The 434-nt window shown below is 57.8% G+C and carries 1 protein-coding gene; it reads right to left on the reverse strand.

Going from position 1 to position 434, the window contains the following annotated elements:
* Window positions 1–434 (reverse strand): TRAP transporter large permease subunit (locus B3Z49_RS12830; RefSeq protein WP_296991464.1); only part of this gene is annotated, 434 nt, incomplete at both ends.

Here is a 434-nt window from a genome sequence, read left to right on the forward strand (position 1 = left end):
CCAAACAGGATCGATCCCAGAACCGCCAAAATCAGGAAGGCCAGCGGGAAGAACGAGGTTGCCAGCATCCAAAGGACTTTCGGCAACGGCACTTCCGGAATTTCATCGCTGGTCGGACGCGGTGCTGCCTTTGGTTGCAACATTGCACGCCCCATGACGTACAAAAGATACAAACCAACAAGGGTCAGGCCCGGCAACAGCGCACCGGCATAAAGCCGCACGATCGACACACCCGACGCCGCGGCATAAACAATCAGCATGATTGATGGCGGGATCAGAATGCCCAACGTCCCGCCGGCACAAATGATGCCCGACGCAAAGCTTTTGTCGTAGCGCGCCTTAAGCATCGCAGGCAGCGCCAGCATCCCCATGAGTGTCACCACAGCGCCGACAATCCCGGTTGCGGTTGCAAACAGCGCACAGGTAATCAGGGC

The organism is Thalassospira sp. UBA1131 (assembly GCF_002311515.1).
Taxonomy (GTDB): domain Bacteria; phylum Pseudomonadota; class Alphaproteobacteria; order Rhodospirillales; family Thalassospiraceae; genus Thalassospira.